This window comes from Leclercia sp. EC_58, assembly GCF_019584355.1.
Classification (GTDB): domain Bacteria; phylum Pseudomonadota; class Gammaproteobacteria; order Enterobacterales; family Enterobacteriaceae; genus Enterobacter.
The window spans coordinates 3,447,114-3,473,316 of record NZ_VDAM01000001.1 but is presented as its reverse complement, the minus strand read 5'-3'; the positions used below and the strand labels follow the sequence as shown (position 1 = coordinate 3,473,316).

The 26,203-nt window shown below is 58.1% G+C and carries 24 protein-coding genes; 14 read left to right on the top strand and 10 right to left on the bottom strand.

The window, feature by feature from the left end; all coding sequences use genetic code 11:
• The 4 genes from FHC51_RS17020 to FHC51_RS17005 all read left to right on the top strand — a co-directional run bounded on the left by FHC51_RS17020 (window position 1) and on the right by FHC51_RS17005 (window position 4,836).
• Window positions 1–945: an ABC transporter permease gene (locus FHC51_RS17020; protein ID WP_220436151.1), complete on the top strand. Its 945-nt coding sequence runs from the start codon at window positions 1–3 to the stop codon at window positions 943–945.
• Window positions 935–1,741 carry an ABC transporter permease gene (locus FHC51_RS17015; protein ID WP_220436150.1) on the top strand — a complete coding sequence of 269 codons (807 nt, stop codon included), beginning with the start codon at window positions 935–937 and terminating at the stop codon, window positions 1,739–1,741. The genes FHC51_RS17020 and FHC51_RS17015 overlap by 11 nt, the downstream gene beginning before the upstream one ends.
• 24 nt (window positions 1,742–1,765) lie before the next feature.
• The gene (gene patD / locus FHC51_RS17010; protein ID WP_220436149.1) at window positions 1,766–3,190 is read left to right on the top strand and encodes an aminobutyraldehyde dehydrogenase; all 1,425 of its coding nucleotides are present in this window, start codon (window positions 1,766–1,768) and stop codon (window positions 3,188–3,190) included.
• Between the two features lie 197 nt (window positions 3,191–3,387).
• Window positions 3,388–4,836 carry a flagellin gene (locus tag FHC51_RS17005; RefSeq protein ID WP_220436148.1) on the top strand — a complete coding sequence of 483 codons (1,449 nt, stop codon included), beginning with the start codon at window positions 3,388–3,390 and terminating at the stop codon, window positions 4,834–4,836.
• A gap of 20 nt (window positions 4,837–4,856) precedes the next feature.
• Here the strand turns inward: FHC51_RS17005 and FHC51_RS17000 are convergent, their stop codons facing one another.
• From FHC51_RS17000 to FHC51_RS16990, 3 genes are read right to left on the bottom strand one after another with little or no spacing between them, the layout of a single operon-like run.
• The gene (locus FHC51_RS17000) at window positions 4,857–5,039 is read right to left on the bottom strand and encodes a DUF1869 domain-containing protein (protein WP_103179704.1); all 183 of its coding nucleotides are present in this window, start codon (window positions 5,037–5,039) and stop codon (window positions 4,857–4,859) included.
• A gap of 4 nt (window positions 5,040–5,043) precedes the next feature.
• On the bottom strand, window positions 5,044–5,397 hold the full coding sequence (locus tag FHC51_RS16995) for a DUF1971 domain-containing protein (RefSeq protein ID WP_103822051.1): 354 nt from the start codon (window positions 5,395–5,397) through the stop codon (window positions 5,044–5,046).
• A gap of 10 nt (window positions 5,398–5,407) precedes the next feature.
• Window positions 5,408–5,749: a DUF1971 domain-containing protein gene (locus FHC51_RS16990; RefSeq protein WP_220436147.1), complete on the bottom strand. Its 342-nt coding sequence runs from the start codon at window positions 5,747–5,749 to the stop codon at window positions 5,408–5,410.
• 418 nt (window positions 5,750–6,167) lie between these two features.
• Between FHC51_RS16990 and FHC51_RS16985 the strand changes: the two genes are divergently transcribed.
• Complete coding sequence (locus tag FHC51_RS16985) at window positions 6,168–6,341, top strand: GhoT/OrtT family toxin (RefSeq protein ID WP_032610845.1); 174 nt, start codon at window positions 6,168–6,170, stop codon at window positions 6,339–6,341.
• A 182-nt stretch (window positions 6,342–6,523) separates the two neighbouring features.
• Window positions 6,524–6,697 carry a hypothetical protein gene (locus FHC51_RS16980; RefSeq protein ID WP_158250551.1) on the top strand — a complete coding sequence of 58 codons (174 nt, stop codon included), beginning with the start codon at window positions 6,524–6,526 and terminating at the stop codon, window positions 6,695–6,697.
• A 511-nt stretch (window positions 6,698–7,208) separates the two neighbouring features.
• Here FHC51_RS16980 and FHC51_RS16975 read toward each other — a convergent pair.
• From FHC51_RS16975 to FHC51_RS16965, 3 genes are read right to left on the bottom strand one after another with little or no spacing between them, the layout of a single operon-like run.
• Window positions 7,209–9,371, bottom strand: coding sequence for a virulence factor SrfC family protein (locus FHC51_RS16975; RefSeq protein WP_220436146.1), 2,163 nt, complete (start codon window positions 9,369–9,371; stop codon window positions 7,209–7,211).
• The gene (locus FHC51_RS16970; RefSeq protein ID WP_220436716.1) at window positions 9,368–12,349 is read right to left on the bottom strand and encodes a virulence factor SrfB; all 2,982 of its coding nucleotides are present in this window, start codon (window positions 12,347–12,349) and stop codon (window positions 9,368–9,370) included. The genes FHC51_RS16975 and FHC51_RS16970 overlap by 4 nt, the downstream gene beginning before the upstream one ends.
• 4 nt (window positions 12,350–12,353) lie before the next feature.
• Window positions 12,354–13,700, bottom strand: coding sequence for an SrfA family protein (locus FHC51_RS16965; RefSeq protein ID WP_220436145.1), 1,347 nt, complete (start codon window positions 13,698–13,700; stop codon window positions 12,354–12,356).
• 281 nt (window positions 13,701–13,981) lie between these two features.
• On the opposite strand from FHC51_RS16965, the gene FHC51_RS16960 reads away from it, so the two are divergent.
• Both FHC51_RS16960 and FHC51_RS16955 read left to right on the top strand, forming a co-directional pair.
• Window positions 13,982–15,580 carry an ABC transporter substrate-binding protein gene (locus FHC51_RS16960; protein ID WP_220436144.1) on the top strand — a complete coding sequence of 533 codons (1,599 nt, stop codon included), beginning with the start codon at window positions 13,982–13,984 and terminating at the stop codon, window positions 15,578–15,580.
• Window positions 15,581–15,678: 98 nt separating this feature from the next.
• A complete protein-coding gene (locus tag FHC51_RS16955) occupies window positions 15,679–15,912 on the top strand; it encodes a YdcY family protein (protein ID WP_220436143.1) in 234 nt (77 codons plus the stop codon).
• Between the two features lies 1 nt (window position 15,913).
• On the opposite strand, the gene FHC51_RS16950 is transcribed toward FHC51_RS16955, so the two are convergent.
• Together FHC51_RS16950 and FHC51_RS16945 are read right to left on the bottom strand one after the other, a co-directional pair.
• The gene (locus FHC51_RS16950; protein ID WP_220436142.1) at window positions 15,914–16,363 is read right to left on the bottom strand and encodes a DMT family transporter; all 450 of its coding nucleotides are present in this window, start codon (window positions 16,361–16,363) and stop codon (window positions 15,914–15,916) included.
• Window positions 16,360–16,878 carry a GNAT family N-acetyltransferase gene (locus tag FHC51_RS16945; protein WP_103179695.1) on the bottom strand — a complete coding sequence of 173 codons (519 nt, stop codon included), beginning with the start codon at window positions 16,876–16,878 and terminating at the stop codon, window positions 16,360–16,362. Before FHC51_RS16945 ends, FHC51_RS16950 begins: the two co-directional genes overlap by 4 nt.
• Window positions 16,879–17,028: 150 nt before the next feature.
• Between FHC51_RS16945 and FHC51_RS16940 the strand changes: the two genes are divergently transcribed.
• The 4 genes from FHC51_RS16940 to FHC51_RS16925 all read left to right on the top strand — a co-directional run bounded on the left by FHC51_RS16940 (window position 17,029) and on the right by FHC51_RS16925 (window position 21,355).
• Window positions 17,029–17,604, top strand: a complete 576-nt coding sequence (locus FHC51_RS16940) for a helix-turn-helix domain-containing protein (protein ID WP_220436141.1) — start codon at window positions 17,029–17,031, stop codon at window positions 17,602–17,604.
• Between the two features lie 65 nt (window positions 17,605–17,669).
• Window positions 17,670–18,710: an NADP-dependent oxidoreductase gene (locus FHC51_RS16935; protein WP_220436140.1), complete on the top strand. Its 1,041-nt coding sequence runs from the start codon at window positions 17,670–17,672 to the stop codon at window positions 18,708–18,710.
• Window positions 18,711–18,965: 255 nt separating this feature from the next.
• Window positions 18,966–19,634 carry a GntR family transcriptional regulator gene (locus FHC51_RS16930; protein WP_220436139.1) on the top strand — a complete coding sequence of 223 codons (669 nt, stop codon included), beginning with the start codon at window positions 18,966–18,968 and terminating at the stop codon, window positions 19,632–19,634.
• A gap of 182 nt (window positions 19,635–19,816) precedes the next feature.
• A complete protein-coding gene (locus FHC51_RS16925; RefSeq protein ID WP_220436138.1) occupies window positions 19,817–21,355 on the top strand; it encodes a methyl-accepting chemotaxis protein in 1,539 nt (512 codons plus the stop codon).
• Window positions 21,356–21,389: 34 nt separating this feature from the next.
• On the opposite strand, the gene pqqU is transcribed toward FHC51_RS16925, so the two are convergent.
• Window positions 21,390–23,504, bottom strand: coding sequence for a TonB-dependent receptor PqqU (gene pqqU, locus FHC51_RS16920; RefSeq protein WP_220436137.1), 2,115 nt, complete (start codon window positions 23,502–23,504; stop codon window positions 21,390–21,392).
• A 265-nt stretch (window positions 23,505–23,769) separates the two neighbouring features.
• On the opposite strand from pqqU, the gene FHC51_RS16915 reads away from it, so the two are divergent.
• A complete protein-coding gene (locus tag FHC51_RS16915; RefSeq protein ID WP_220436136.1) occupies window positions 23,770–24,831 on the top strand; it encodes a YncE family protein in 1,062 nt (353 codons plus the stop codon).
• A gap of 211 nt (window positions 24,832–25,042) precedes the next feature.
• Here FHC51_RS16915 and FHC51_RS16910 read toward each other — a convergent pair whose 3' ends face one another.
• Window positions 25,043–25,639, bottom strand: a complete 597-nt coding sequence (locus tag FHC51_RS16910; protein ID WP_220436135.1) for a TetR/AcrR family transcriptional regulator — start codon at window positions 25,637–25,639, stop codon at window positions 25,043–25,045.
• Window positions 25,640–25,766: 127 nt separating this feature from the next.
• On the opposite strand from FHC51_RS16910, the gene FHC51_RS16905 reads away from it, so the two are divergent.
• On the top strand, window positions 25,767–26,168 hold the full coding sequence (locus tag FHC51_RS16905) for a RidA family protein (RefSeq protein ID WP_156238823.1): 402 nt from the start codon (window positions 25,767–25,769) through the stop codon (window positions 26,166–26,168).
• Window positions 26,169–26,203: the final 35 nt, after the last annotated feature.

Sequence of the window (26,203 nt, the reverse complement as noted above, 5' to 3'; positions counted from 1 at the left end):
ATGGATATGAGCGTTTCGCCGCCGCCAGCTTCGCACGGCCTGCCGGGGCGTCTGTCGGCGCTGTTCTGGCGCAGGCCGTCGCTGGGGCTGTTTTTACTCCTGCTCGGGCCGCTGATGTGGTTTGGCATTGTCTATCTCGGGTCGCTGTTCACCCTGCTGTGGCAGGGGTTCTACACCTTCGATGACTTCACCATGGCGGTCACGCCGGATCTGACCTTCGCCAACATTCGCGCGCTGTTTAATCCTGCCAACTACGACATCATCCTGCGTACCCTGACGATGGCGATTGCCGTCACCATCGGCAGTGCGATCCTCGCCTTCCCGATGGCCTGGTATATGGCGCGCTACACCCACGGAAAGTGGAAAGCCTTTTTCTACATCGCGGTGATGCTGCCGATGTGGGCCAGCTATATCGTCAAGGCCTATGCCTGGACGCTGCTGCTGGCAAAAGATGGCGTGGCGCAGTGGTTTCTCTGCCATATGGGGCTGGAGCCGCTGCTCACCTCGCTGTTGACGGTGCCGGGCGTGGGAGGCAGTACGCTCTCCACCTCCGGGTTGGGGCGCTTTCTGGTATTCGTCTATATCTGGCTGCCGTTTATGATCCTGCCGGTGCAGGCGGCGCTGGAGCGGCTGCCGCCGTCGTTGCTGCAGGCCTCAGCCGATCTCGGCGCCCGGCCGCGGCAGACCTTCCGTTATGTCGTGCTGCCCCTGGCGATCCCGGGCATCGCTGCCGGGTCGATCTTCACCTTCTCCCTGACGCTGGGCGACTTCATCGTGCCACAGCTGGTGGGGCCGCCGGGCTACTTTATCGGACAGATGGTTTACTCCCAGCAGGGGGCGATTGGCAATATGCCTATGGCGGCGGCCTTTACGCTGGTGCCGATTGTTCTCATCACTCTCTATCTGGCGTTCGTGAAGCGCCTGGGAGCGTTTGATGCACTCTGAACGCGCACCGCTGTTTCTGAAAATCGCCACCTGGGGCGGGGTGATCTTCCTGCACTTTCCGCTGCTGATTATTGCCATCTATGCTTTTAATACCGAGGACGCGGCCTTCAGTTTTCCGCCACAGGGGCTGACGCTGAAGTGGTTCAGTGCCGCGGCGACGCGCAGCGACATTATTGAAGCCGTGACGTTGTCACTTAAAATCGCGGCTTTGTCGACGGCCATTGCGCTGGTGCTGGGCACTCTGGCGGCCGCGGCGTTATGGCGGCGGGAGTTCTTTGGCAAGAACGCCGTGTCGCTGATGCTGATCCTGCCCATCGCCCTGCCGGGGATCATCACCGGTCTGGCGCTGCTGACGGCGTTCAAGACCATCAATCTGGAGCCCGGTTTCTTTACCATCATTCTCGGTCACGCCACATTCTGCGTGGTGGTGGTGTTCAATAATGTGATTGCCCGTTTCCGGCGCACCTCCTGGAGCCTGGTTGAAGCCTCGATGGATTTAGGTGCCAACGGCTGGCAAACCTTCCGCTACGTGGTACTGCCCAATCTGGGCTCGGCGCTGCTGGCGGGGGGCATGCTGGCGTTCGCCCTGTCGTTCGATGAGATTATCGTGACGACCTTTACCGCCGGACATGAGCGCACGTTACCGCTGTGGCTGTTAAACCAGCTTGGGCGTCCGCGCGATGTACCGGTAACAAATGTGGTGGCACTGCTGGTTATGCTAGTGACCGCCATTCCCATTTTGGGGGCCTGGTGGCTGACCCGTGACGGCGAAAACGTAGCCGGAAGCGCGAAATAACCTCGACTGAAACAGGACAATGCTATGCAAACTCAACTGCTGATTAATGGTGAACTGGTCAACGGCGAAGGGGAAAAGCAGCCGGTCTATAACCCTGCCACCGGTGAGGTGCTGCTGGAGATTGCCGAGGCTTCTCCCGCCCAGGTGGACGCAGCTGTGCAGGCCGCGGACCGCGCGTTTGCCAGCTGGGGGCGGACCACGCCGAAAAGCCGCGCCGAGTGTCTGCTGAAACTGGCGGACACCATCGAAGCTCAGGCTGACACCTTAGCCCGGCTGGAGTCGCAGAACTGCGGCAAACCGCTGCACTGCGTGATGGGAGATGAAATTCCGGCGATTGCCGACGTGTTCCGCTTCTTTGCCGGGGCGGCGCGTACCCTGCACGGTTCGGCGGCAGGGGAATATCTGGAAGGGCACACCTCCATGATCCGCCGCGACCCGGTTGGCGTTGTCGCCTCGATTGCGCCATGGAACTATCCCCTGATGATGGCGGCGTGGAAGTTGGCCCCTGCGCTGGCGGCCGGTAACTGCGTGGTGCTCAAACCCTCTGAAATCACGCCGCTCACCGCCCTAAAGCTGGCAGAGCTGGCAAAAGATATCTTCCCTGCCGGGGTCATTAACGTGCTGTTTGGCCGGGGTAAAACCGTGGGCGACCCGCTGACCGGGCACGAAAAGGTGCGCATGGTGTCGCTCACCGGCTCTATCGCCACCGGCGAACATATCATCGGCCATACCGCCTCGACGATTAAGCGCACCCATATGGAGCTGGGCGGTAAAGCGCCGGTGATTGTCTTTGACGATGCCGATCTCGACGCGGTGGTGGAGGGGGTGCGCACCTTTGGCTTCTACAACGCCGGGCAGGACTGTACCGCAGCCTGTCGTATCTACGCCCAAAAAGGGATATACGCCGCGCTGGTGGAAAAACTGGGCGCCGCGGTCGCCAGCCTGAAGATCGGCGATCCGAATGACGAGAGCACCGAGCTGGGTCCGTTAAGCTCCCAGGCGCATCTCGACCGGGTGTGCAAAGCGGTGGATGAGGCGAAAGCCTTGGGACATGTACAGGTGATCACCGGCGGCAGCAAGCACGACGGTAAAGGTTACTGGTTCCAGCCCACCGTGCTGGCAGGGGCGAAGCAGGAGGATGCTATCGTCCAGCGGGAGGTGTTTGGTCCGGTGGTGAGCGTGACTTCATTTGACGACGAAGAAGAGGTACTGAACTGGGCCAACGATTCGCAGTACGGGCTGGCCTCTTCCGTGTGGACTCAGGATGTGGGCCGCGCGCACCGCGTCAGCGCCCACCTCCAGTACGGCTGCACCTGGGTGAATACCCACTTTATGCTGGTGAGCGAAATGCCCCACGGCGGGATGAAAATGTCGGGCTACGGCAAGGATATGTCGGTGTATGGTCTGGAAGATTACACCGTGGTTCGTCATATCATGTTTAAGCACTGATCTGTGCCCAGCGCCGGTTGCGGCACGGCAACCGGCGCGTAATAATATATTTTATTGAATACATTAACTTAGAAATATATTTTGCTGCCCCTTATCTCAGGGGGAAAATATATCGTTTGGTTTTATAAAATATTTCCTAAATAAAATTTTGAGCGGGCCGATAGAGTAGTCAGACCAGACAAACGGCCCTGTTCATCATGCTTGCAATTAATCATAACGAGATTGCCGGGCTCTCGCTTAAGTCCCGGAAAGCAAACACGACGATGCTTTCTCAAACCATTGAACGCCTGTCATCCGGCTTGCGGATCAATAGCGCGAAGGATGACACGGCCGGGCAGGCTATTGCCAACCGGATGTTTTCAAATATCAATGCGGATAGCGTTATCTCCCGCGGGCTCGATGACGCCATAAGCCTGGCGCAGACGGCGGAAGGGAGCCTGAGCGATATCGGGAATATGCTGATTAAAGCCAAAAGCCTGGCGATCCAGGCGGCGAACGGCACCCTGTCGCCGTCTGACCGGGAGAGTATCAACCAGGAGTATCAGCAGATTCTGGCGACCATTACTCAGGTCTCGGAGCAGACTGAGATCTTCGGTCAATATCCGCTGGCGACCGATAAGCCGGTATTACCGCCGCAATTAATCGGCGATGTACCGCCGTTAAACAACAAATTCCCGGTTGCCGGAACCGATTATTCATTCAGCTCTGGAATTATTCCGTTGGCCTATATTCCGGCCGGGTCGAAGAATATCACCATTACCATTGATTCGCTGGGTCTGGATGACGATCTGCAGTTATTTACCCGGGATGGAAAACATCTCGCCGGGACGCCTTTATCCGGCCCTGATGCGGATTATACCTGGGTCAGCCGCGGCATCACCGATGGCGCTAAAGCCACCGCATCGGTACTGACGGCCAAAAACGGTTTCAGCAGCGGGGCGGTCTATGACGATAGCCAGCTGATTGAAGGCGGCCCGAGCTGGAGCCCCAGCGGGGAATCGCTCAACTATAACGGGATGGCCATTACCTACAGCGGGGATGGCGATCGCTATGAAGATAAAGCGATAGGCGCCTGGAACGACGGGGCTAACGGTTCGAACCGCATTGAACGCATGACGCTGGATACCGTCACCGAAGATCTGCTCGTGATGGTGGTGGGGAGCGGCTCCTTTACCAGCAACATTACCTGGGGAACCTTGCCGACGCCGACAATTACCCCGGCGGTTCCGCCGAAGCAGAGCCGTCCTATAGAGGTGGTGACCAGCGCCAATTTTGGGGAGCAGATGCAAACCACCACCATTGAGCCGACCCCGACGGATTTAAAGACGCTGCAGCTGGAAAATAGCGATATGGCCTCCGAGGCGGGGGCCAAAAAATGTATGGGATTACTGGATGCCGCGCTGGAGAAAGTGAGCAGCTATCGGGGGCAGTATGGCGCAATGATGAACCGGTTTGAATCCAGCAAAGCGGTGCTCTCACAGCAGGGCGTGGCGATGCAGGCCGCCCGCAGTCGCATCCAGGATGCCGACTATGCCGCCGAGGCCAGTCAGCTTGCCCGGGCGCAGATCCTGGCGCAGAGCCAGAATGCGGCCCTGAAAATGGCTAATCAGGTGCCGCAAACGGTGCTTGAACTGCTCAAAATGTAAGAAGGGAGCGGCGCGGTAATCTACCAGCCGCACACCTCGTGCTCGTTTTCCGTGTCGTAGGCGCGCACGGTGTTCACCAGCTCTTTCACCACGTCGGCAGCGACATCCGGGACGAGCAGCTCCATGGGGGCATCCGTCTCGTAATCCACCGACACCCCATTGCTGTTATTGGTGACGGTAACGGTATACGTTGCTTTGCCCATGATGCTACTCCTTGTGAGTATTAACGACTTTACCCAGACCTGCGCCATTCAGCGTCACCTCGGGATCGGCAAAAAAGTCGATATTGAACACGGTGTCCTCGGTCATGAGTTCAATTCGATGCCATTTTTGCGGCGGAGAAATACCAAAGCTGCCGGCTTCAATCAACAGCTCCATATCAGGTTCGGTGGCGTCGCCGTCCGGAAATCCAAAGTATTTTACGGCGCCCTGCATCACGGACAGACGGCCATAGACCCCCGCTTTGGTGTTGTGATGGGTGAAAAGCGCGGCGGGTGCAGTCTCTTTAGTCCAGAAAGGAGTGGCACGGGTATGCACAAAATTGGCAGGAATACGTAACATCGTTAGCTCCTCAGGCGTGAGAACGCCCGGCAAATTTTAGAACCTCGGGTTCAACAAAAAAATCGATATTAAAGAGGGTATCGTCACTCATCAGCTCGATGTGATGCCAGCGTTCAGGCGGGAAAACAGCAAAATGGCCGCTTTCAATGATCAACGTGATGTCCGGGTCGGGTGACGTTTCATCGGCATAACCCAGATAACGCACTGCACCTTGCATCACGCTAAGACGCGGATAGACGCCGGGACGGGTGCCGGTATCCAGATGACGCTTAAAAATGGCCGGCGGGGCAGTCTCTTTGTTCCAGAATGGTGTGGAACGGGTGTGAATACAGTGTTGCGGAATACGCAGCATAACGTCCTCCCTGTGGATGAGGTCATTACAGCTCGGGTGATGGCTATTTTGTATCATAAATTGCATTTTGAATGCAACTTTAAAGGGGGTTCTTTTTCCAGGCTATACTTATCTACGTCGAAGGCCACAAAGGAGAGTCTGATGCTACAAGTTGATAAAGACAAATCCCGGAAAGTACCCGATTCGGGTAACAAAAAGCCTCAACCGGTTAAGAAGTAGAACCGGACTTCCAGGGCCGCAAAATGCGGTCCTGGTCAGCGTTTGTCCCGCCAGCTCCCGCCAAAAAGTTGTAGCAAGATATACCTAACTGTTATTACCACGCAAAAACTGTGGATAATGTGTAACAAAAATACTTGATCCATATCAACATATGTCGCATATTGCGCGCGGTTATTGAACAGCACATTGGGTATTTGAAATGACGTTGTATCAAAAGATGTTAATGTTTTACGCCGTCATGGCGGCCATCAGCGCGCTTATCACCTGGTTTCTCTCTAAAGATCGCAAACGTATCCGCTTCCTGAGCGCCTTTCTGGTGGGCTCTACCTGGCCGATGAGTTTTCCGGTTGCGCTGCTGATTTCGCTTTTCTAGCTTACTCCTGACGGTCTGTTGTTTCCCTGGCAAATTCGCACGGGTTGCTCCTTCTCTCTGAGAGTGGAGGGATCCCCACAGAAAACAGTGGCACGGTCGGCCTCCTCCGGCCTGCGGTCAACGCCTCAGCGATTTTCAGCCGGTCAGGGGGCCGCTGTAACTCTCACAATACCGATTTCACCGTGTTGGCGAACCACTGCGAGCGCTTTGCCCAGACGCTACTGGAAACCGACGACGCTGCCGAAAAGCTGGCGCGCGTGATGGAAGGGCTGCTGTATTACCGGGTAAGTTTTTACGCCGACACGCTCAACGCTGACTGCAAACGCCGGATGGACACGTGGCAATTGATACGTTGAACAACTGAGTTTGTAGGCCGGGCAAACGCAGTGCCGCCCGGCGCAACACTGCCGGGTGGCGGCTTCGCCTTACCCGGCCTACAAAACCCGACACGAATGTTAAAGCAATGAAATAACCCAGTAATAATAAAAGGCTTACAGCGGCTCCCTCGTCCGGCTGAAAATCGCCGAAGCGTTTCCGGAAGGCCGGGGCGAGGCGCAGGGACGCGCCGAGAGGGCATAGCCTGCAGAGATGCAGGCTGGTGCCCGACCCGAAAGCCTGGAGGAATAAGCTGAGGGCCACCGCGTAGCGGCGATTTTCTTTGCCGGGAGCCGGGATTGTTAAGGGGGCGGCGATAGCCCCCTTAACACGTTCACGGGTGACGCGGTTTACAGAGCAGCAAGGAAAGTATGGTGAACGGAACCACCTCTACTGCCGCATGCTCCCCTCAGCCCACCGAGAGAAAGATGGATTAGAGGGGTACAGACCGCTCCTGTACCCTGTGTTACCGGCTAAGGTTCTTGCACCGTATCAGGCGAGCAAGGCCTGCAACGCTCTGCGATCGTCATGGGTAATATCATGTGGATGCTGATACCCGATGTTATCAATCGCCTGGGTATAAAGCGCTACCAGCCAGTCATAAACATAGGCCGTGGCTGCATGCACCGGCTGCTCTCCCAGACGGGTCAAGCGTGGCGCAGTGCTGTTAACCACAGGCGTGACAAATACCGGCTGCCCTTTGCGGATGCGGCTGGCCGGGCGGGCGGAAGCCGGTGTCTGAGCGTAGCCTACCCATCCCACAAAATTGCCGAGTGCGGCATGCAGCTGTGCAGCGCTGCTTTTATCGGTATCAACAATCTTTTTCAGCTGCGCCAGCAGGTTCAGACGATAGCTGGCAATCACCAGCACATCGCCAATCTGCTGCAGGATCGCGGTATCCAGCCCCAGACGGCTGGCGACAGCTTCATCCCGGCTCCACTGGCGCAGATGGTTGATCCATACCAGATGGGCCAGACGGGCTTTGTCCGTCGGCTGCAACATCTCATCGTTATCCTGGGCGTTGTCGGCAAACAGGTCGATGGCATCGGTAAACAGGCCGTTGACCTGCTCTTCGCGCGGCTGCTGCACGGCGAGCAGCGTCTCAAAGGCGCGCAGCGGCGGGAGTAACCCCTCCAGCAGCTCGCCGTGACGAGCGGCGCTCCCCTGCAGGGCACGCACCATCGCTTCGGCGGTGCCGCGCTGGGCGTCAGGATCCTGAGTCAACGGCGCCAGATACCCTCGCATCAGCTGATGAAGTTCCCGCTGGTGCTGCTGGCGTAACCCCTGCAAACGCGTCTCGCGCTGGGCGGGCAGCGTCGCCTGGGATAACCACTCAATCACCCGCTGCATACTGCTACTGTCCAGCGCCTGCAACGTTCCCCAGTGCTGGCCGGGTTTGCCGAGCAGCTGTTGCACCGCTTCGTCGAGGTTGGAACGGCGGGTAAAGCGCGCGTCCTGGGGCGTAATCGCCCACACCAGCCCTGGCAGGGCGGCATCGTCGCCCGGCTGGGTCGCTTTCACCCAGTTAAGCAACATTTTCGCGGTGCGGGCGGTCTGGCCGTGATGGGCGGTGGCATTGCAGATCACCAGGACATCCGGCTGCAGCTGCTGGCGATAGTGCTCCAGCAGCCACTGCAGTTTCGCCTGGGCTAGCGGTGAATCGGGCTGCGCTGACGGGGCCGGAATATCAATAATATCCACTCCGGCCAGTGCGCTATTTTCTACCGGCAGGATCAGCTCCCGGGTGAGCAGGGCCAGCACATCCAGCGGGATGCTGATGGCGTTAAGCAGCTCGCCGTTGTGCAGCGGGTGCAGTACCGCCTGCTGGACCTCCGGCAGGGCGATATCACCCCGGGTGAGGAACCCTTCGGTCGGCAGGCCAAAATTATCCACCAGCAGGCTCAGCGGTGCCGCCAGCGCCTGGGCGTGGCTGGTCTGGTGCAGAATTTGCGCCAGCTTGAGCCACTGCTGGGTCAGCTCCTGCTGTTCGCCCCACAGTAAGGACCAGACGCTTGCGCGGGTACTCAGATCCAGCGACGGCAGCAGCAGGGCAAACTGATGCCACAGGGCATCGTCCATTTGCTGGGCTGCGGCGGGCACCGTGTCGCGCCAGTAGCGGGCGATGGTGCCGACGTCGGCGGCGGTGATACCCGGTACGCTCTGAGGCTGGCGCAGGGCGCGCCACTTCTCCAGACGCACCTCGATAACGGATTTATCCACCGCCGGGAGCGTGGCGCGGGCCAGAAACACCTGCACCAGTTCAGCTTCGGTGAGCAGGCTCAGGCGCAGCGGAAACGCGTCATCGGCCACCTCCGTTGCGGTGGGGGTAAAGCGCAACGCCATGTTGGTCAGGGCGTGGCCGGGATTGATGTGCGAAAAGTAGTCAAAGGTTCGCTGGCCGACAATCACGTTCATTCGCTGATTGTCACTGCCGCACAGGGTGGCGAGCAGGTGGGCTTTCGCCGCCTGGGAGTGACCATATAACCCGATGGTGCTCCCGGCGCTCAGCGCCCGTTGAATGGCCTTTTCCCGCGCGTCGGCCACCGCCAGTCTCGCCAGCAGGGCATCGGCGTCATTGTCGAGGAGCGGGGCGTGCTGACGCGTTGCGTTGATCCACCCGATTAATGCCTGAGTTGTGGTCGTCGTGGCTCTCATTTCAGGTATACGCTCCCGCTGTCGATCCAGTAATGGCTACCGCTGTGTCGGCGATCGGCCAGAGTATTCAGTTTAAAAGTCAGGGCATCGGCCGGGACCGGCGTACCGTCCTGTAGCCAGGCATCGCTCAGCTCAAAGGCTTCCGGGCCATCCTGCTTATTACCGCCGCACAGCTTCAGGCGCACGTTAAGCACACCGTCTCCGGCAATGGATTTCGCCAGCTCCGCCGAGTTAATGCTCAGGGTATAGAGCGGGGTGGCAGGCCAGCGGGCGTTCGCAAGCTGACGGAAGCCCAGCGTCACATTGCCGCGCAGCGGGAAGTGCAGGCGGGTATCCAGCTTCGCACCCGGCTTGTCGAGGTCGATATCCTGATACCAGACGTTCTCCTCGCGCAGGGTATTTACCGTGTTATCCAGCACACCCAGATAGCGCACCGTCGAATAAGCGCCGATATCCGCCGCCTTAAAGTTAAAGCGCGACAGGCGCAGATCCAGCGCCAGGCTACAGAGCATCGCCCCAACCGCCGCGGTGGATTTCGGATTGCCGATGCGCCCCTGCTGGCTGAACGGATACCACTCATGCACCCGGTACTTATCCAGCCACACCATCCGGCTGACCGGCACCGGCTGCAGATGGCGGATCAGCGCCTGAACGCCAGGCAGACAGCCCGGACGCCCGGTGATCAGCAGAATATCGCAGGCGTAGTGGGAGATCGCCTCCGCCACCGCATGCAGCGGTGCCGCCAGAGTAAAGTGTCCGGCCAGCATCGCATCCTGCATTTCGCGGAAATTAACGTGCAGCGGGACGGCAAACAGGTCGAACGGTGCAGACCCGGCTGGCAGGGCGTGCTCGATGGCCTGTTGCAGGTAGTTCATCACGTTGCGCGTCGGCTTGCGGGTCAGCAGATCGCCAAAGGTGGCGTGCAGGCCGTCGAGGGGATCGTCAACGTCGCTGGCTTCCCAGGCGGCGAGGATCGCATGACCAATCGGCATAAACAGCTGTAAAGCCGTCTGCTGGCGCAGCACTGCCTGGGTGTCGATGCGCCCGGAGTCGCCAAACAGCGAGGCCATCAGCAAAGACGCGTCGGCAATGCCCGATTTTTGCAACTGGGTTTGCAGGGCGGGCAGCACGTAGCGCTGGATCACATCCAGCAGGGTGTCATCGCCCGCCACCTTAAAGCCTTCGCGGAACAGCAGCTGCGGGGTGATCTTGACGTTGCTGCCTGAGCCATCGTCGAGCTGGTAATGGGTGATGGCCATATCGGTGGTGCCGCCGCCGATATCAATCGAGGCGACGCGCAGGGCCCGGCCCGGCTGACAGCCCGGCTCCGGCTCGCGATCCGGGCGGGCAAGGGCGGCGAAAAAGGCTTCGGTCTGGCCATTGTAATGGGAGATGGCCTCGTTATAGAGCCACACTAACTGGCCGCAGCTGGCCTCATCCCACTCCATCTGGATCTCCGGCACCGGCACCACGCTCTTCTCCTGCTGTTTACGGCTGGAGAAGTCCTCATCCTGCGGGTGCCAGCCCATCGCTTTCCAGACGATGGCGATGGCTTCAAACATGCGGCGGCGGAAGATCTCACGCTCCTGCTTTGGCATCGCCGACGGCAGGGTGAGGATCAGGGTGCGTAGCTGACGCGGTGACGCCGGAAAGCCCAGACGCAGACGGGTCGCCACGCTGTTGATCTGCCCCAGCGCCTGCGCCAGCAGCTCGCAGAGCATGTGGGTCATCAGGGTGCTGCGGCTGTACTGCGGCGAGAAGACCGGCAGACGTTCATCCTGCGGCAGGGTGAACAGCGGCTGGCCGTCATCGTTCATCAGGTTCATCAGCGGGAAGGCGGTCGCCAGCGGTTCGCGCTGGGTTTTGTTGTTCATCTGGCTGAAACGCCAGTCCTGTACCACCGGGGTTTCATCCCACAGATAGCGGCGCGGGCTGGAGATACCGCTGTTGCCTTCGGTGCCCAGTCGCTGGGTCGCCAGCTTGCGCGCTTCGTCGCCCACGCGCACGATAGAGGGCCAGACAAAGGCGTCTTCGCGGCCGCTCTCCACCGAGAAGTGCTGCTTGCCGAAGCGGGCTTCGGAAAACTCCAGACGGCTGGTAAACAGCGGCTCGTTCAGGAACTGCGGCTCGCTTAATGAGCGCACCTGTAGCTCGGCGGTCTGGCGCAGGCCGTCGTTGGCGTCGCCATGATCTTCAATGATCACCCCGCAGGTGTGGGTGTTGCCCACATCCAGTATTAGGTCAACCGGGATCGCCGGGGTGCTGAGGGTATGGGTGACAAATTTGACTTCCGGCACCGTGAGCTGTTCGCCCAGCATCGCCAGAATGTTCAGCCAGTGCGCCTGGTACTCAAAGTTACGCATCGCCAGCTGGAGCTCGCGCTCGGCGCGGTTCTCCACGCCGGTGGCGTACTGGGTGAAGGCTTCCCGCAGCCAGCCGTCAATCCAGGTCTGGTCGAGGAAGTTCGCCACCTCGTCGTCGCGCCAGGCCAGCGCGAAACGGGTGCCGTTGAGAATGTCATTCTCCACCGGCGACAGGGCGCTGGTGGCGTGGGCGGCGATCTGGCTGTCCAGCGCCAGGGTCACGCGATGGCTGTTCCCGGCGTTGTCCGGGGTCTCCAGCTTACGAACCTGCACGCGGGCCCAGTTGTCCGGGCCCTCAACGAAGGTGCGCGGTGGGTTAAAGCGCAGGAACGGCACCGGCAGCCAGACACCGTCGAGCACCGCCAGCGACTGCTGAAGCGGAATGGTGCTTTCGGGTTTCACCACTTCCGGCTGTCCGCCGTTGGTGGCGGGCAGGGTATAGCGGCCATTTACCAGATCGAAATCGAGGCGCAGCAGGGGGCCGTTGGCGGTTTTACGCACAAACCGCCCGCTCTGGGCGGAGTCCTGCGGCGTCAGGCCAAAATCAAGAAACTGTACGCCGCTGTTCGCAATCAGCGTGACGCTCTGTTTGTAGTCGCAAAGGTTTACCAGCATAGGATCACGCACCTGCCTTCCTGAATGTCAATGGAACCACGGTCTTCGCGTCGTAGCGCGCGCTGCATTCCGCCACATCACTGGTGCCGGCCTTACAGGTAATTTCCGGCATCGGGTAGCGCGAGCCGTCAGCGCAGCGGGCGTGGCCCCGGGATTTGATCAGCAGCTCACCGTTGCTGTGCAGCCCGGAGAAAACCGCCACGCGGCAGACTATGTTGTCACCGTGCACCACGCGGGCAGAGCCTTTATTGTTCTGGATTTGATAGCGCAGTGAAGGCGGCTTGCCGGTGATCGGATCGGTGACATCCAGCATGACCCGCCAGCTACCGTTGAGAAAACGGGTTGAACCGGCTTTCACCTGACCCGCGTCCATGACCAGCGCGTCTTTCGGGATGGCGGCAATCACCACCGGTTCCGCAGGGGCTGGCTCTTCGGCTTTAACGGCCACCACTTCAGCCTGATGCAGCGGCAGATTCAGTGGCAGAGGCTCAACCGCGGCAACGGGTTTGGGCTCAATCGCCACCGGGGCAGCAACAGCGGTTTTGACCGGCTCGGCGACAGGTGCCTGTTTTGGCCACAGCAGCGGGGCGGCAACGGCGGCCACCACCACGGCGGCAACCGGCAGCGGCCACAGCGGAACGCGACGTTTTTTCGCCTGCACCACCGGCGCGGCAGGCTCCGGTTTTGGCTCTGGCTCGCTGGCGCTTATCACCGGCGCGGGCTGCGCTTCGTAGAGGTCATTGGCGGTGATCTTCACCGTCGCCGGGGCAGCAACCAGCGGTTCATCGGCTTTTTCGAAGACGATGGCCGGGGCCGTTTCAGGCTCGGGTTCGGGCTCAGCCACCGGCGCGGGCATCGGGTCCGGCAGCAGGGAGGTGCGCAGGCAGTCGAGAATATCCTCCCGCGCGTTTTCATTGAGGTTCACAAAACCCCAGAAGGTGATCACCGGCTTGCCATCAACCAGGAAGAGGAAGTTTTCACCGGGGAACTGAAATGCTTTGGAAAGCAGGGAACCAAACAGCTGCTGGGCGGTTTTCGGCGACTGAAGCGATTTTTTGCTCAGGGATTCGACACTCGACAGGGTGCCTTCCAGCAGGCGCAGCGCCCGAAAACGCGCATCTTCATCGGCGGCTTTCCAGCTTTTAACGGCGCCCTCAACCGGTGAGTACCAGTCCACCCGGTCGCCCTCATCATTGACCTGCGGAATGGCAAGGCAATCGACAATGGCTTGCTGTTTGCGCAGACGCAGCGCCTCACGGATTTGCAATGCTGATTCAAAAACGGCCTGTCCGCCGCCGCCAACGGCCTGAAAATCATCCAGATTGCCGCTGCGTAAAAGGGTTTTTGCCACGATTTGGTCCCATAGACTTTTTCACGCGTCTACTTTACGAAATCTGCCGGCAAACAAACGGCAGAAGAGACGGCAAAAGGGGCGATTTCTTGCAGCATTGCGGCGGTCGAAAGTGCTTGACGTTGAATGTACCTTAAGGCAAATCACCGTCTGGCGATTGGCGGGAAAATCAGCGGAAATAACTGCTTTAGAATAACCTGATAGTGTTTCGTTATTTGCCTGCGGGCAGGTGCTGTGCTGTTATTACCATTCTCTATAATAAAACCAAACAGGTAATAACCATGTCTACAGGGAAAACTCTCCTTGCGCTGGCGTTAAGCGCATTACTGCCAGCGGGTGCCGCATGGGCGGCCAATAACGACACCATTATCTACTGCTCTGAAGCGTCACCGGAGTCGTTTAACCCGCAAATCGCCAGCTCCGGCCCGAGCTTTGTTGCCAGCTCACAGGTGCTCTATAACCGCCTGATTAACTTCGATCCGGTCAAAAATACTCCGGTGCCGTCGCTGGCGGAATCCTGGACCATCTCGCCGGATGGCAAAACCTATACTTTTACCCTGCGCAAAGGGGTGAAGTTCAACAGCAATAAATTCTTTAAACCGACCCGCGATTTTAACGCCGATGACGTTATTTTCTCGGTGATGCGTCAGAAAGACCCTAACCATCCATACCACAACGTCTCTCAGGGCAACTACGAGTACTTTAACGACGTCGGCCTGGATAAGCTGATCCAGGAGGTGAAGAAGATTGACGATAACCACGTGCAGTTTGTGCTGAGCGAACCGAACGCTGCCTTCCTCGCTGACTGGGGGATGGACTTCGCCTCGATCCTGTCGGCGGAATATGCCGACGCGATGCTGAAAAAAGGCACCCCGGAAAACGTCGATACCTGGCCGATCGGCACCGGACCGTACGTGCTCCAGCAGTATAAGGTTGACTCCCTTATCCGCTATATCGCCAACCCGAACTACTGGGATGGCGCGGTGCCGACCAAACACCTGATCTTCTCCATCACCCCGAACGTTGAAACCCGCCTCGCCAAGCTGCAAACCAACGAGTGCCAGATTATTCCTGCGCCATCGCCGGTGCAGTTTGATGTGATCAAGAAAAACAAGGATTTGACCCTGCACTCGGTGGATGCGCTGAACGTCGGCTATCTGGCGTTTAATACCGAGAAAAAACCGTTTGATAACGTGCTGGTGCGCCAGGCCCTGAACTACGCCACCGATAAAGAAGCCATTATCAACGCGGTATTTATGGGCTCCGGCACGGTGGCAAAATCGCCGATCCCGCCGAATATGATGGGCTTTAATAAAGATTTGAAGGATTACAGCTACGATCCGGACAAAGCGAAAGCGCTGCTGAAACAGGCGGGGCTGGAGCAGGGCGCGGAAGTGACGTTGTGGTCGATGCCGGTACAACGCCCGTACAACCCGAACTCGCGCCGCATTGCGGAGATGATCCAGAGCGACTGGGCAAAGGTGGGTGTTAAAGCGAAAATCGTCTCCTATGAGTGGGGCGAATACCTCTCCGGCATGCGTAAAGGCGAGCACGACAGCGCCCTGTTTGGCTGGATGTCGGATAACGGCGACCCGGATAATTTTGCCGACGTGCTGCTGGGCTGCGACAGCATCAAAACCGGCTCCAATGCTGCACGCTGGTGCGACAAGGGCTATGATGACCTGGTTCAGGAGGCGAAGCTCATCAGCGATCCCGCGGCGCGTGCGAAGCTCTACAGCCAGGCGCAGGAAATCTTCTATCAGCAGGCACCGTGGATTGCGCTGGCCAACGGCAAAACCTTCTTTGCTACCCGCAGCAATATTAGCGGATACAGCGTGAGCCTGATGGGAAGTGATTTCTCGAAGGCGAAAGTAAACTGACAGAGCGCCGGGTGTCGGCTTCGCCTTACCCGGCCTGTGTATGGCACCCGTAGGCCCGGCAAGCGTAGCGCCGCCGGGCAAGCTGAGAAGGAGTGACAATGTCACATTTAGAGGATGTTACCGCCCGCGTTGACGCAACGATTGCCGAAAGCGTGATTGCACATATGAATGAACTGCTGATCGAACTTAGCGAGGATAGCGAGTTAAGCCGTGAAGATCGCTATACCCAGCAGCAGCGCCTGCGTAACGCCATCGCCCACCACGGTAAACAGTACAAAGAGGACCAGGAGGCCCGCCATGAGAGCCTGACCAAAGGCGGGGTGATCCTCTGATTCAGAACTGGCGTCTGGCGACCAGCCAGGCGCCAACCACCAGCAGCATCGCGCCGCATACCGGGCCGATCAGGGCCTTGAGCGGCACCCCCTGGCTGCGCATCACATCCATCACCAGACCCCCGATTAACTGGCTGGCAACCAGCACGGCGATGGTCGTCGCGGCCCCGACATACTGATAACCGCTGATGCTGGCGAAGACAAAAAATGAGCCCAGCAGGCCGGGGATTAAGGTCCACCAGCGCACCGTGTGAACCAGCTCGCTGAACCCGGCGACGCCGTTTTTAATCAGCAGGATCGATACAAAGAGCACAATCCCCACCAGCGAATTGAGCAGCATGGCGATAAGAATGGTGCTTGAGGTCTGGGTGATGCGCACCATCAGGGTGTTCTGCACCACCAGCCCAATGCCCGCCGCCACCAGAAATACCAGCGTCAGGGTCTGGTTCATCCGATGTTATCCGGTTCGCTGCGCTCGTCGAGCTGAAGCTGCATAAAGGTCAGATCCAGCCAGCGGCCAAACTTGGTCCCCACCTGTGGCATCTGGCCAGTGGTGACAAAACCTAATGTTTCATGCAGATGTACAGAGGCATGATTCTGCGCTTCGATCCCGGCCACCATTACGTGCTTGCCGATGCGTCGGGCCTCAACAATAAGTTGCTCCATCAGCGCCCGCCCGATGCCTTTGCCCTGATGATCCGGATGCACATATACCGAATGCTCAACCGTATGACGGAACCCGTCAAAGGCGCGCCAGTCGCCGAAAGAGGCATATCCCGTGACCACGCCATCATGCTCGCTGACCAGCACCGGATAGCCCATCAGCTGGCGCGCCTCGAACCAGGCGATGCGGTTATCGGTGTCCACGGTGGTATCGTTCCAGATGGCGGCGGTATGCAGTACAGCGTGGTTATAGATCTCGCCGATAGCGGCGCAATCCTCTTTAGTGGCGTGACGAATAAGCATCTGAAACCTCGGGGTGTGTTGTTCACTATAGTAGTACGCGATGTCACGATATTACACAAACAGTCGCTGAAAACGCTACGGCATAACACATATCTTTTCGTTATGAAAAAAGCCAGTGGTAATCCATTACTTTCTCTATAGTATGGCGTGATGAATATTCTGTCAGACAATATGAATCAACGGATCAGCGCGCGTATCCGGCTTGAACGCGAGTCGCGTGGATGGTCCCTGAGCGAGCTTGCCGAGCGGGCGGGCGTGTCACGAGCGATGATCCATAAAATCGAACGCGGCGACAGCAGCCCGACCGCCACCTTGCTGGCCCGTCTCTCTGGCGCGTTTGGCATCAGCATGTCGACCCTTATTGCCCGCGCCGAGATGCAGGAGGGCAAGCTGCTGCGCTTTGAAAGCCAGCCTGTCTGGCGCGACCCACAAACCCACTATATGCGTCGACACGTCTCGCCGCGTACCGATCTGCCTATCGACCTGGTGCAGGTTGAATTGCCCGGCAACAGCGATGTACCGATGCCCGCCTCCTCTTATGCCCTTGCGCGCCAGCTTATCTGGCTTCAGTCGGGTGAGCTGGTGTTTCAGGAGGGGGATACCCGCCATGAAATGCGGGCCGGAGATTGTCTGGAGTTAGGCCCGCCGAACGACTGCCGGTTTATTAACGAAAGCGGCGAGCCGTGCGTCTACCTTGTCGTCAGGCTTAACCAGTCCGGCTCATAATGTTAAAGCGGGCAGGGGAAGATGAGGCTAGGCTCTAAGGACGTTTCTATAAAAAGGAGTGAGGTATGAGTCAATCTTCAACGCAAAATCGTCAATGGGTTCTGGCTTCTCGTCCCCATGGTGCCCCCACCGCTGATAACTTTCGTTTAGAAACCACCGACATCCCTCAGCCCGCCGACGGCCAGCTTCTGCTGCGCACGATGTGGCTCTCTCTTGACCCTTATATGCGTGGCCGCATGAGCGACGCGCCATCTTATTCGCCGCCGGTAGAGATCGGTGCCGTAATGGTGGGCGGCACCGTCAGCCGCGTTGAGGCCTCGAACCATCCTGACTATCAGCCGGGTGAATGGGTGCTCGGCTACAGCGGCTGGCAGGAGTATGAACTCTCCGACGGCAACGGGCTGGTGAAACTGGGTGAGAACCCGGAACACCCCTCCTGGTCGTTAGGTATTCTGGGCATGCCAGGTTTTACCGCCTACATGGGACTGCTGGATATCGGCCAACCGAAATCGGGTGAGACCCTGGTAGTGGCCGCGGCGACCGGCCCGGTAGGTTCCACCGTTGGGCAGATTGGCAAGCTGAAAGGTTGCCGGGTGGTAGGCGTTGCCGGTGGGGCGGAGAAGTGCCGTCACGCCACCGAGGTGCTGGGCTTCGACCAGTGCCTGGATCATCATGCGGATGACTTTGCCGAACAGCTTAAACAGGCGTGTCCGCAGGGGATTGATATCTACTACGAAAATGTCGGCGGTAAAGTGTTTGACGCGGTGCTGCCGCTGCTCAATACCCAGGCGCGCGTACCGGTCTGTGGGCTGGTGAGCGGATACAACGCCACCGACCTGCCGCCAGGGCCGGATCGTCTCGGGTTGCTGATGGGCACCATCCTGAAAAAACGCATCCGTATGCAGGGCTTTATCATCAACCAGGATTACGGCCACCGTATCGAAGAGTTTCAGCAGCAGATGGGGCAGTGGGTCAAAGAGGGCAACATCCACTATCGCGAACAGGTGACGGATGGCCTGGAAAATGCGCCCGATGCGCTGATTGGCCTGCTGGAGGGAAAAAACTTCGGCAAAGTCGTGATACGTGTCGCGAACAATAACGAATAGTACCAGGTATGGCGGATTATTCCGCCATACTAAACTGTGCAAATTTCAAAATAACGTCTTTAATTATACAGGCATAGAATAAACGAAACGCGGTATACAAAACGGGGTCTTTTATTTTTTCAATCACACAAAGTTATGATTGATAGTTTTCTTTTGACGTAAATCAGGCATGCGATACAGGATATATCAAATACTCAGCGGTCCTTATTTAACCGTCTGTGAAATATAGTTAAGTGTGGGTAACAGGAACAGAACATGCTGGATTTGGACAATTTAGAAAAAGCTCAACGAATGAGCCTGACGATGCAGGTTGAGGTGAGTCTGAAAAGCGCGCTCATTGCCGGCGCGTTAAAGCCAGGCGCACGGCTCGTCACCAAAGATATTGCGGATAAACTCGGTACCAGTATTACTCCTGTTCGTGAAGCGCTGCTGCGGTTGGTCTCCGCGGGCGCGCTGCACGCGACCCCGGCGCAGGCTTTTCTGGTGCCGGAAGTCACTTTAGAGCGTTATAGCGAAGTCAATGCTATTCGTAAGTCGCTGGAATGCATGGCTGTCGCGGCGGCATGCAATCAGATGACCGGCGAAAAGCTAGAGACGCTGCGCGACCTTTCAGAAAAATTTCACGATGCGATGAGCAATGGCGAGGTGGAGCGCGCGCTTCACTCCAACCGGGCTTTTCGTTTTACGCTCTATCACTATGCCGACATGCCCACGCTGATATCGCTTATCGAACAGCTATGGGTGCGCATCGGGCCCTGTTTTAACTGTCTCTACGATCCAGACATTGTATTGCCGAGCCGCTCCTATCGTTACGATGAGCTGCTTGATGCCCTTGCGAAGGGCGATGAGGAAGCCAGCCGGGCGGCGATTGATAAAGCGATCGACGAAGCGAATGAGATATTAATCAGGCAGTTTGCAAACTAACAGGGCCAGAAATAAACGAAGCGGTAATTTCGCTAAATATGAGCTGTTTCTTTTTTCCGGCAGACAAGCTGCTGCCGGAAAGTTTATTTATTAGCCTACTGATAAGACCAGCTTAACTATGAAATAACCCTGACCTCTGCCGATAACCTTAAAAGGCACATTCGCCTTTTAAGGAGCCAGGAATGAGTGTCAGTCAACGATTACGTAATATAAAAATGAGCAGAAAGCTCGCGGCGGGTTTTGGTCTGGTACTGCTGCTGGTTGCAGTATCGACCTTGCTCAGCGTGATGCGCTTTAAAGAAATTCGCGACGTTTACCAGCAAACCAACCTGATCTACAACATCAATATCGAGGTCTTCCAGGCCAAGATCAACCGCCTCAAATTCCTCTATAACGGTGACGAAAAGTCCGGCCAGCTGATGGCAAATTACGTCAAACATGCCGTTGAACTGACCGAAGAGGCCCGTGAGCTGGAGTGGACGGCAAAAGAGAGGGCCATTGTTGAGGCGATTGCCGGACACCTTGCCCGTTTTGGCAGCAGCGTGACGGAAATGCAGAGCGCGATGACGGCCTGGAACGCAAACAAAAACGACCCGGCGGCCACCGCGGCGCTGAAAGCTGCGGAAGACAAAGTCAAAACCGCTGGCGACGACAGCAGCGCCTCAATCCGCGAGATCATTGCCTTGGTCAAAACGCATAATGATTCGCTGGCCTACAGCTCCAGTACCATCACCGCCATTATTGGCGTGGCGGCGATCCTCTTCGGCATCCTGGTCTCCTGGTGGGTGACCCGCCAGATCACCCGTCCGGTAAAACAGAACCTGCAGCTGGCCGAGCGTATCGCCAGCGGCGATCTCAGCTCCGATATCCATCCCCAGGGAGAAGACGAACTGGGCAAACTGACCGGGGCGATGGGCCGGATGAACGATAAACTGCGCTTAATGATTGGCGAGGTGCGCAGCAGCGTAGCGCAGGTGTCGCTGGCCGCCAGTGAAATTGCCGAAGGGAACACCGATCTCTCCTCGCGCACCGAGCAGCAGGCTGCGGCAGTCGTACAGACCGCCGCCAGTATGGAAGAGCTCACCGCCACGGTGAAAAACAACGCCGATAACGCCCGTCACGCCAGCCAGCTGGCGGCCGAGGCCTCGCAAACCGCCACTCAGGGCGGAAGGGTGATGCGCGATGTGGTCAGCACCATGAGCGACATTAATACCAGCTCGCAAAAAATTGCCGATATCACGGCGGTGATCAACAGCATTGCCTTCCAGACCAATATTCTGGCCCTCAACGCAGCCGTGGAAGCGGCGCGCGCCGGGGAGCAGGGGCGGGGCTTTGCGGTGGTGGCCAGCGAAGTGCGCAGCCTCTCCCAGCGCAGCTCTCAGGCGGCGAAGGATATCGAGCAGTTGATCAGCGAGTCGGTCTCCCGCATTTCTACCGGCAGCGAGCTGGTGGCGAAAGCCGGGCAGACCATGGAGCAGGTGGTGGATTCCGTCACCCGCGTAAATGACATCATGGGCGAGATCTCCTCGGCCTCGGAAGAGCAGAGCCGTGGTATCGAGCAGATCTCCCGGGCAGTGATGGAGCTGGATACCACCACCCAGCAGAACGCCTCGCTGGTAGGCGCCTCGTCGACGGCGGCAGGGGCGCTGGAAGATCAGGCCCGTCTGCTGGAGTCGCTGGTGGCGGCGTTCCGTCTGGAACAGCGCGCACAGATGGCGTAAACAAAACCGGCAGCCTCGGCTGCCGGTTTTTTTATCACTCGAAGCGATACGAGACGGAAAGGCCCACCCCGTAGTTACGCCCCGGTGCCGGTTCGTAGTAACGCCCGTTTGATTCGTTCACAATCACCGAGCCGACATACTCTTTGTCGAACAGGTTATCCACGCGACCAAAGATGTCCATGCCCCAGTTGCCCATATTCAGCTTATAGCCGGTGTTCAGACCCACAACGGTATAAGAGGGCGCTTTGGCGGTGTTTTCGTCATCGGCCTCGATGTCGCTCATATAGCGCACATCCGTTCCCGCATACCACCCCTCGACCGGCTGCCAGCCAAAGGAGGCATAGCCCATGTTGCGGGCAATGCCCGGCATCCGGTTGCCGTTACAGTCGCTATCGCCACAGACGTTGGTGCGATAGGTGGCATCCAGATAGGTCCACGCCATTTTCAGCTTCCAGTTTTCAGCAAACTGCTGATCCAGAGAGAGTTCCACCCCCTGACGGCGGGTTTTACCGGCGTTTTTATAGCTGGTGCGGCCGCCCGCGCTGGCGTCAACGACGATCTCATCGTCGGTATCGGTACGGAAGAGCGCCGCAGTGAACAGGCCATTGCCGATGCGCGTTTTGCTTCCCACCTCGTAGGTATTGTTGGTGGATGGCTTGAGGCCAAAGTTCAGGCCGCTCTGGTTATCGGAGCGGTAGGAGAGCTCGTTGATGGTCGGGGTCTCAAACCCGCGGCCCGCGGCAGCATAAAGGTTCCAGGCGTCGGTTACGCGGTACTTCAGCGCCCCGGCCGGGAGCCATTTGTGGTAGCTGGCCTCACCGCTGTCGTCGCCATTAGCGCCCTGTACATAGTGGTCGTTCGAGTCGAACCACACGGAGCTGTAGCGCACGCCCGCGTCGAGGGAGAGCTTCTGTGTCAGCTGCCAGTTGGTTTGCAGGTAGGGATCGACGTTCCACATCAGGTTGCGCTCATCGCGGCGCTTCGCCCCTTTCTGGCCATAATCCGGCACGCCGTTGTTCATCACGAAGTTTTCATACCCGCGACGATCTTCGCTCAGGTTTTCGTAATTCAGACCGGTAGTGAAGGTCATCGGCACCAGCAGCTCACCACGGTGAGTCCAGCGGGTGTCGATCCCCTGATAGTGGCGCTGCATGTCGATCACGCCGCCCGCGTGAGTCGGGCGCAACTGTGGCTGGTAGGGAATCGACTGGTACTGGGTCATCTCGCGTTCACCGGCGTAGGCCATCACGCTGAGGTCGTCCTGGGCGCTGAGCTGGCGCTCATAGCGCAGGCCGGCCTGGGTCTGCTTGATGGTTTTGCGGGTGTTGTACTGATCGCCGCGCGGCGACTGGCGCGGGTTATCCCGCCACTCCTGATAGTCCAGCCCGCCGGGATCGTTGGCTTTCATATCCACGCTGTTGAAAATCAGGCTCAGCTTGCTGGCGTCGTCGATGCGCACGCCCAGCTTGGCGTTGGCGAGATTTTTACGCGCGCCGCTGTGGTCGCGATAGCCGTGGGTGGTGAAGCGGGTGGTGGAGACGGTGTAATCCACATCCCCCGGCTGGGTGCCGTCGCCCATCGCGCCGGTGGCCTTCAGACCGTAGCGCCAGCTGCCGTAGCTGCCGTAATAGCTGCTGGCCTCGACGGTGTTCGGCTCACGCCCGGTTTCGGTGGTCATGTTAACCACTCCGCCGGAGGCGTTGCCATAGAGGGCGGAAAACGGCCCGCGCAGCACTTCCACGCTCTCAATGCTGTTGAGATCGATATTCGAGGTTTGCCCCTGACCATCCGGCATCGTCGCCGGGATACCGTCCACATAGAGACGAATGCCGCGCACACCAAAGGTGGAGCGGGCGCCAAAACCACGGGTTGAGAGCTGGAGATCCTGGGCGTAGTTCTGTCGGTTCTGGATCTGTAATCCCGGCACGCTGCCGAGGGATTCAGAGAGGTTAATGCGCGGGGTCGCATGACGTATATCCTCGCCGTTAACCACGCTGACCGCGGCGGGGGTATCCAACTCAGAGAGCGATTGTGGGGACGCGCTGACGATCATGGTCTGTTCGTCGGCCGCCATCGCTGCGACAGGGGCTAAAACAACAGGAACCAACAGCAGGGGGAGCGTTGCCCTGCGGGCAGAAAAGATTTTCATGAATTAAAAAACCGCTTAAAAGAAAGACGAACCAAATGGAACATGTGCGGGTATGGTAAATCTTTTGTAAATATTTTGAAAACCATAACCGCACATAGCGTTAACCCAAGTGTAGGTTAAATCAGCGAATAAGCTTGATGCGATCAAGAATTACTCCACATTGAGATAAATAATGATTACTATTCTCATCAATAATCAGGCGAAGCGATGACTTTGCCAGCCGGAAGCGATGTCAGCGGTACCATTTACTCGAAAGGGAGTTGTTATGAATTTACGTCACCTGTGCTCGCCGCGTCTGCGCAGCTCACTGCTGTTGGGGTCTTTGCTGGTAGCCGGTTCTTTTAATGTTCATGGCGCAGAAGAGATGCTGCGTAAAGCGGTGGGCAAAGGCGCATATGAAATGGCCGTCAGCCAGCAGGAAAATGCGCTGTGGGTTGCCACCACCCAGAGCCGCAAAATGGATAAAGGTGGGGTGGTCTACCGCCTCGATCCGCTGACGCTGGAAGTGACGCAGGCCATTCATAGCGACCTGAAACCGTTTGGCGCCACCATCAACAACGCCACCCAGACCCTGTGGTTTGGTAACACCACCAACAGCGCGGTAACGGCCATTGACGCGAAAACCGGTGACGTGAAGGGCCGTCTGGTGCTGGACGATCGTAAGCGCAGCGAGACTGTGAAACCGCTGCAACCGCGTGAGCTGGTGGCGGATGACACCACGAACACCGTCTATATCACCGGTATCGGCAAAGAGAGCGTGATTTGGGTGGTGGACGGCGAAACGCTGAAGCTGAAAGAGACCATCACCGGCACCGGCAAATTCAGCACCGGTCTGGCGCTGGATGCCCAGGCGAAGCGTCTCTACACCACCAACGGCGACGGCGAACTGGTGACCATCGACACCGCGACCCACAAAATCATCGCGCGTAAGAAGCTGCAGGACGACGGGAAAGAGCACTTCTACCTGAACCTTAGCCTGGATGTTAAGGGCCAGCGTGCGTTCATCACCGACTCTAAACAGCCGGAAGTACTGGTTGTCTCCCTGAAAGATGGCAGCATCATCAACAAGGTGACAGCCCCGGAATCTCTGGCGGTGCTGTTTAACCCGGCCCGGGACGAAGCCTACGTCACCCACCGTGAGGCGGGCAAGGTGAGCGTGATTGACGCCAAAACCTACAAAGTGACCAAAACGCACGACACGCCGACCTTCCCGAACAGCCTGGCGCTCTCCGCCGACGGCAAAACCCTGTACGTGACGGTGAAGCAGAAGTCGACCCGCCAGCAGGAAGCCACCCAGCCTGATGACGTGATCCGTATCGCGCTGTAAGTTCAGTGCCGGGTGGCGGCTGCGCCTTACCCGGCCTACCAACGGCCAAACCGTAGGCCCGCGCAAGCGCAGCGCCGCCGGGCAACGAGGACGGGTGCGGTCTTTGTGCCGGGTGGCGGCTGCGCCTTACCCGGCCTACGAATGTATGCGGGTTTTGTAGGCCCGTGCAAGCGCAGCGCCGCCGGGCAAAAAGGCGGGTGCGGCTTCGCCTTTATTGCGCGCGCTGGCACAGGCCGCTTGCCAGGTGCGTAAATACCTTAATAATGTCCGGCAGCGCCTTCTGCGGATCCTGGCTGGCGGCGATCCACAGTGCGGCATTCATGGCCGCGCTGTTTAACATATAGGCCGCAGCGCCCGCATCCACAGGCTTAATCACGCCGCGTTCGAGCATCTTGAGGATGCTCTGGTGCGTCGATTCAAGGCAGCTTAACTGACCGGGCCACTGGGCGGGATCGCCGAGAAAAGCGGGGCCATCAAGCAGCACGATGCGTCGCACCTCCGGGTCAAGGGCCATTTTGATATAGGCGATCCCTTCCGCCAGCAGTCTTTCCCAGTCATCTTGCACCCCGGCGGCCTCAGCCTTCGCACGCTGTGCCATATCTCGATCTATCTGGTCGACAACGGCGGCGAGTAGCCCCTTTTTATCACCAAAATTGTGGTACAGCGCCCCGCGGGTAAGGCCGACGCTTGCGGTTAATTCATCCATGGATGCGGCGGCAAAGCCGTTTTCCGCAAAGGCTTTCCGTGCAGCCATCAGCAGTTTTGCACGGTTCTCTTCCATCGTTTCGCTGCGGCGTCTGGCAACCATAATCTCTCCATCTTCATTTGACATACGCGGCGTATGTGTGATTAATTTGACATACGCCGCGTATATTAAATCATCTTTATGCGCTGCGCTTTGCCTTTTCCAACGTTGATACAGTACAGGATACCTTATGATCCAGCGCGAACCGGTTTTCCCCGCTAACCGTCATGCTCTTTATGAAGAACACGGTTATTCTGCCGCCATCCGTTCCGGCGATTTGCTGTTTGTTTCGGGTCAGGTAGGAAGCCGCGCCGATGGCACCCCCGAGCCCGATTTCGCCGCTCAGGTGCAGCTTGCGTTTGATAATCTGAAAGCAACCCTTGCCGCGGCGGGGTGTACCTTTGACGATCTGATTGATGTGACAACCTTCCACACCGATCCTGAAAATCAGTTCCCGACGATCATGCAGGTCAAACAGGCGATTTTCCCGCAGGCCCCTTATCCGAACTGGACCGCCGTCGGCGTCACCTGGCTTGCCGGATTTGATTTCGAAATTAAGGTCATCGCGCGTATTCCTGCTCCGGTTGTGTAGGCCCCGGGCAAAAAAAAGGGAAGGCATTTGCCTTC